5 protein-coding genes are annotated in these 6,769 nt (G+C 58.4%); all 5 read left to right on the forward strand.

Annotated elements, in window-relative coordinates:
- The first annotated feature begins 43 nt into the window (after nt 1-43).
- The gene (locus tag PHU01S_RS23035) at nt 44-2,806 is read left to right on the forward strand and encodes a stalk domain-containing protein (RefSeq protein ID WP_083436419.1); all 2,763 of its coding nucleotides are present in this window, start codon (nt 44-46) and stop codon (nt 2,804-2,806) included.
- 195 nt (nt 2,807-3,001) lie between these two features.
- Nucleotides 3,002-4,168, forward strand: a complete 1,167-nt coding sequence (locus tag PHU01S_RS23040) for a sensor histidine kinase (protein ID WP_127510149.1) — start codon at nt 3,002-3,004, stop codon at nt 4,166-4,168.
- Nucleotides 4,169-4,176: 8 nt separating this feature from the next.
- A complete protein-coding gene (locus PHU01S_RS23045) occupies nt 4,177-4,905 on the forward strand; it encodes a response regulator (protein ID WP_021880897.1) in 729 nt (242 codons plus the stop codon).
- Nucleotides 4,906-5,450: 545 nt separating this feature from the next.
- Nucleotides 5,451-6,167 carry a hypothetical protein gene (locus PHU01S_RS23055; protein WP_049868365.1) on the forward strand — a complete coding sequence of 239 codons (717 nt, stop codon included), beginning with the start codon at nt 5,451-5,453 and terminating at the stop codon, nt 6,165-6,167.
- 192 nt (nt 6,168-6,359) lie between these two features.
- Nucleotides 6,360-6,769 (forward strand): hypothetical protein (locus PHU01S_RS23060; RefSeq protein WP_164763169.1); only part of this gene is annotated, 410 nt, incomplete at its 3' end.

The following is a 6,769-nucleotide window of genomic DNA, read 5'->3' on the forward strand; positions in this document are numbered from 1 at the left end:
AACGCAGAATGAGTGCCATCCAGATAGGAGAGTTGCAATCTTTATGTCCAAAGAAAAGAATCAAACGGCTGTCCATGCCCCTTCGGCCCCTACATATAAGCATCCTCGCCCGCTCGGCGGCGGCCGCAGGATGCTCGTTACCGTGCTCGGCGCTGCCCTCATCGTGCAGCCGCTGCTGGCGCTTGCGCCTGCGCTGCCGGGCGCTCCGTCCATTTTGTCTCCATCCGTCGCCCATGCGGCCGAAAGCGCTGCGAAGCTGACGGTCACGAACCAGGAGATGGTCACCTCCGGCGCCCAGCGCATCGACTATCTGTGGAAGGGCACGCGCAGCGGCAAAGCGGTGCAGGCCAATATCCACGTCATCAAGGTCGATCTTAGTAATCCATACGTCAAGCTGAACGCCATCAACAATACTCAGGGCGTCGTCACCGACCGCGGCAGCGTCATGAGCATGGCCAAAAATTCCGGAGCCGTTGCCGGCGTCAATGCCGACTACTTCCAGACCTCTTCCACGGACGGGGCCCCGATGGGCGCGGAGATTCTCAGCGGCAGCCTGCTGACGAGCCCGATGCAGCTGACGGGCATGTACATGTTCGGCGTCACCAAGGACAAGAAGCCGGTCATCGACCGCTACCAGTTCCAGGGAAGCGTCACAGCCGCCGACGGCTCCACGTTCACGCTGGCGGGACTCAACCAGTCCTCCTATACGACGGAGTATCCGGCCAAGACGAATTCCCATTCCGATTCGCTGTTCATGTATACGAGCGCCTGGATGGATGCAGACCGTCCGGCCGGAGCGAGCTATGCGACGCCTACGGAGGTGCTCGTCCAGAACGGAGTCGTGCAGCAGATATCGGAAGGCGCCGCCTTCTCCTCCAAGCCGCCGGCTGACGGGTACATTTTGCGTGCGCATGGCAAGGCGGCCGCATTCGTGCGCGATCACTTGCAGCCGGGCACGGCGGTGAACGCGAACTACTCCCTTCAGTCCCTGACGACCCAGCAGCAAGCCGACCCGGCCAGCTTCGAGATGATGGTCGGCGGGCATACGATTCTCGTGGACGGGGGCAAGGCGGCGACGTTCTCGCGAAGCGTCTCGTCGATCAGCGGCACCTCCGCTCGCTCCCGCACGGCACTCGGTTATTCCGCCGACGGCAAATCCGTCTTCATCATCACGTCGGAGACGAACGGCAGCAGCTCGGGCCTGACGCTTGCGGAGCTCCAGCAGGCGATGGTCAGCATCGGCGTTTACAAAGGAGTCAATCTGGACGGCGGCGGCTCGACGACGATGGTCGCGCGTCCGCTCGGCGACTTCGGCCTGCAGCTTGCCCATCCGACGGAGTACGGCACGACGATGCGTCAGGTTTCCAACGGGCTGGGCGTCTTCAGCATCGCTCCTCAAGGCGCGATCAAGGGCATCAAGGCAAGCGGCTCCGGAGTGCTCTTTCTGGGCCAGTCCAGCACCTATTCGCTGAAAGCCTACGATCAATACTACAACCCGATGGAGCCGGGCGGCCTCAGCGCCAAGTGGAGCTCGTCCAAAATCGGCGGCAGCTGGAACGGCAACGCCTTCACCCCGACGAAGGCGGGACAAGGCAGCATTACCGTGAAGTCGGGCTCGGCTGAGGATACGCTTCCTGTGACGGTGGTGGGAGCGGACGACATCGCCGCTATGAGCATCGGCAGCGCCCAGGCTTCGCTGGAGGCCGGCGCGACGGTATCCGTGCCTGTGACGGTTACGCTGCGCAGCGGGCAGAAATATACCGTTCCGCCGGAATCCGTAAAATGGGAATTCCAAGGGCTTGCGGCAGCCCGCGACGGCGAGAAGCTGACCGTTCAGTCCGTCGCGGGCGGAGCGGCCATCGGATACGCCATCGCCCGCTACGACGGCTTCTCCGCCGTGCTTCCGTTCGCGAAAAGCGGCGGCAGCAGCGTAGTCGCCGACTTCGATGCGGCATCTCCGGCGGCATCGTTCTCCTCTACGGCAGGCGTCACCGGCAGCACGTCCCTCCTGAGCGGACTCGATGCCTCCAATGCGACCAACGCGCTGTCCTTGTCCTATGATTTCTCCGCAGGCACGACGGATACGAGAGCCGCGTACGCGATGATGGGCAGCGGCGGCGTTCCGATCGCGGGCACGCCTTCGGGCATCAGCGTCGACGTCTATGGCGATGCGAGCCTCAACTGGGCGAGGGCGGAGCTGACGGATGCCGCAGGGGCGACTCATCTGCTCACGCTGGCCAAGACGGTCGATTGGAGCGGCTGGAGAACATTGAAGGTGAATCTCGCCGAATCCGGAAAAGCCGTCAAGTATCCGGTCAAGCTGACTCGCTTGTATATTGCAAGCTTAAAGGAAGGCGCCGACGAGCGCGCCGCGAGCGGACAGATGGCCTTTGACAATGTGAAGGCGGATGCCCCGGCAGCGCTGCCGGCTCCGGCCTCCGTGAAGATCGAGATGAAGGCCGGCAGCAAGACCGCCATGGTGGACGGCAAAACGACGGCTCTGGACTCCGCTCCTTACATCAAGGACGGTACCACGTATCTCCCGCTCCGCTTTGTCGCCAGCTCGCTCGGCAGCACGGTGAACTACGAAGCGGCCGCAAAACGCGTATCCGTGCTGCGGGGAGGCCAGCTGCTGGAAATGGTAATCGGCAGCAAGGAGCTCGTATCGAACGGCAAGCGAGTGGCCGTTGATACCGCGCCGATCGAACAGAACGGCAGGACTTTAGTCCCCATCCGCCTCGTATCTGAGCAGATGGGCCTAACGGTAAAATGGGACGGAACAACCAAAAGGATTACCGTCGAATGATACAAATCCCAGCACGCCTGCTGTGGTATGATAGAGGGGACCTGTCCCTTTCATAATGAAGAGAAGGAAGGTATCTTTCATAGATACCTTCTTCTCGTTTCCTCGCATTTGCCCGCTGTCGCTGGTTGGCGGCGGACGGTGCGGCTTGAAACGAATGGAGCGGCAGGAATCTCCAGCATCAGAAAGGCAGCCGTGATGACTGTGGATCACCGGATTGTGGACATCGACCGCGTTATTAAAAACGCGATTCAAGTCATGGAAGAAAGCAAATACCAAATCTATGAAATTTGCGAATCCGCGCGCAAGGAACTGGTCACGCTCGAACAGGAGCTGAATCAGGTGCTCCAGGAAACGATCCAGACGATCGACAAGGTCGACAAGCTGGAAATGGAGTACCGCCTTGCGCGTATTCGGCTTACGGAGGTAAGCCGGGATTTCGTTCGCTATAAGGAAGAAGACATCAAGAACGCCTATGAGAAGGCTACCAGCCTGCAGCTGGAGCTGATGGTCTTCCGCGAGAAGGAAACCTATCTCAAGGCGCGCAGGGACGATCTGCAGAAGCGGGTCAAAAACGTCGAGAATTCGGTGGAGAGAGCGGAGACGATCCATTCCCAGATCAATGTCGTGCTCGAATACCTTGCCGGAGATCTGACGCAAGTGACACGTATTCTGGAATCGGCCAAAAACCGCCAGCTGATCGGGCTCAAAATCATTTTGGCCCAGGAGGAGGAGCGCAAGCGGATCGCGCGCGAGATCCACGACGGTCCGGCGCAGTCGCTCGCGAATCTAGTGCTTAGGACGGAAATTGCAGAAAGAATGCTCGCCAAGCAGGAATTCCAAATGGTCCAGCACGAATTAGTAGACTTAAAGGCACAGGTTCGCTCCGGATTGGAAGAAATTCGGAAGATAATATTCAATTTGCGACCTATGGCATTAGATGATTTAGGACTTGTTCCCACTTTGCGTAAGTATGTGCAGGATTTTGAGGAAAAAACGCGAATTCATACGGTGTTCGAGACAATCGGCCGCGAAATCCGGCTTCCCTCCGCGATGGAGGCAGGCATCTACCGTTTGGTCCAGGAGGCGTTCACGAATGCGCTGAAGCATGCGAGCGCGAGCTTTGTCTCGCTGGAGCTGACCTATCAGTCGCAAATGGTGAAGATTTCGGTACAGGACAACGGGAGCGGATTCGACACGGAGCTGATTCAATCGAGGGCCAAGATCAACCAGCATTTCGGATTGATGGGAATGCGGGAGCGAGTGGAGCTACTTGAGGGAAGAATGGAGCTTGAGTCCGCCAGCGGCCAAGGCACCAGGATAACGATTCATATCCCTACAGGCGTGGATCAAAGAAAGGAGTAACATAGCGTATGGACCTGAAGGCAGCAGGAGGCAAGCGCAAGATCAAATTGCTGATTGCCGACGATCACCAGCTTTTCCGGGAAGGCTTGAAGCGCATCCTGAACATGGAAGAGGACCTGGAAGTGATCGGGGAATGCAGCGACGGAATTCAGGTTCTGGAGTTCTGCAATCAACACCAGCCGGAAGTCGTGCTTATGGACATCAATATGCCGATCGAGAACGGGGTTGTGGCAACGGAGCGGCTCCGGGACATGTTTCCGCATATCAAGGTCATCATCCTCTCGCTTCATGACGACGAGAGCTACGTGTTCGAAACTCTGCGCAAGGGCGCGTCGGGGTATCTTCTGAAGGACATGGAGGCGGAGTCGCTGATCAATGCGATCCGTTCGGTGGTGCAGGGACATGCTTACATTCATCCCAAGGTGACTGGCAAGCTGATCAACCAGCTGCGCCGCATGACTTACCTCGATGAGATGGGCGCGAACTCCGGAGCGGCTGCAAGCCGCGAGACGGGCGTGAAGTTCGTCGCCGGCGAGAACAATCCGCTTACGCGGCGCGAAGCGGAAGTGCTTCGCCTCATGGCGGAGGGCAAGAGCAACAAGATGATCGGCGAATTCCTGTTCATCAGCGAAAAGACGGTCAAAAACCATGTATCCAGCATTCTGCAGAAGATGGAAGTGGACGATCGCACCCAGGCTGTCATCAACTCCATCAAATACGGATGGGTGACTCTCTAAAGCCTGCGAAGCCTGGACGGTACATAACAAGCCAAAACCCCCGGAGATGTCTCTCCGGGGGTTTTGGCTTGTTCGCTTTGCAGGCGGAGGGAGAGACGAAAGGCAAAAGACAAAAGACAAAAGGCAAAAGGCAAAAGACAAAAGACAAAAGACAAAAGACAAAAGACAAAAGACAAAAGACAAAAGACAAACTCATTAGGCCGGAAAGAGTTTCTTGTATGGCATCCTCAAGCTTGAACGAATTGCACCCGCACCTCGTCATGCAGGAACATTTTCCATAAACCCGTCATGTAGAACATACCCCCGTCATTAGGAACGAATATACCTGTACCTCCGCTAAGTGGAATGAACTCGATCCGCATATTCTCCTGAACTTCTTTTTTATCGCCGATGCATGCCGGCCGCCGTAACGCCCAGAGCGAAAAAGGCATATGGTACAGTATCCGTCACGGCATTCCCCCTTCGAGCCGTTCCGCGGGCGCGGCCATGACGCTAGGCCGGCCGGGTTCGAGGGCTTCGATGCCGCGTGAGAGGAGAAGCGGCCCATGATAGACATTTTGCTCGGCGTCATTGGTTGTTACGGCGTTGCGGCGGCAGCGGTTCATATGGCTTCTTACGTCATGGCCAAGGTTCCCCGTGCCGATAAGCATTACATTCTGATGACCCGGAACGATGAATTGCGGCTGGAAGGATGCATCCGTTCGCTTCACCGGTTTTCCAAGCTGACGGGAACTTCTGTCCGGATTACCGTGTGGGATCGAGGATCGACAGATGATACCGCCTATATCGCTACGCGTTTCGGAGACGGGATTCGGCTGGTGACCGTTTCCGACATGGACAGCGGGAACATTCGTGAGAGAGCGGGAGAACAATCGGAATCCGAATCGGAGAGAGGTCGGATGGGAACGGTCGGAAGCGAAGCGAGTGAGCATGGATCGGCATGGATAAGCGAAGCGGATGAGCTTGGAGCGGGTTGGGTGGAAAACGAAGCTGGCGGGCTTGAATCGGCATGGACGGGTAGCGAAGCGGATGAGCTTGAATCGGCATGGACGGGAAGCAAAGCTGGCGAGCCTGGGGCGGCATGGCAGGGAAGCGGCGGTGCCTCGGCCTCCTCGAAGCGCCGATCCCTCGAGGACTCCGAAAAAGGTGGACGCGACAGGCTGTTGTGGAGCCTGCGCAGCCATGGAATCGTAAGGGAGCAGGATCAGCCTGTGCTGGTGGATCTGGATCTTCCCGAGGATTGGTTCAAGCTGCCGTTCTGAGAAGGAATGGAGCCTGCGCTGTCGAGACGCAGAAAGATTGAATAGCCAATCGGCGCAAGCTCGGTTATACTAGGGCTGTATTTATTTAAGAGCGGAACAGGTGAAGCACACCCGTCGGCGGCGAGCCGCAGGGGTGTGCTTTTTTTGCGTCCTCCTGCCCGGGCATGCGGTTCCGTGAGGGAGGATGAGCATATGGAGGCAGCGGTATACATCAGCCGATCGTTGTCGGGGAATTGGCAGGCGGGTTTGACCATCGTTCCGGAGATCGATCGGCTGTGGTTGCTGAACGCGAAGTGGAGGAAGGAGGCTTGCAGCGCCGCTGGAGAGGATGCTCGTCCTGGTGCCGAGGAAGTGCTGGCATGCGGCAAACTTCCGCTGGATACGGCCGTCCGGGCTGCGGAGCTGTGGGAAGAAACCGGTTTGAGGAGCATCGGTCGCCGGCAGGCTGCGGAGATGCTGGCAGGATGCGCAGCCGAAGCGGAACGCCAACGCGGAGAAACGGAGCCGGCTCCACAGCGGCAGGTAGTCCGCTGGGAGGCGGACTGGCCTGCAGCTCCGGCTGCAGCGCCGGGCGGAGCGGCCGAGCTGGCGCGCGCGGCCTG

Origin of the sequence: Paenibacillus humicus NBRC 102415 (assembly GCF_004000905.1) — a bacterium.
Lineage (GTDB): Bacteria > Bacillota > Bacilli > Paenibacillales > Paenibacillaceae > Paenibacillus_O > Paenibacillus_O humicus.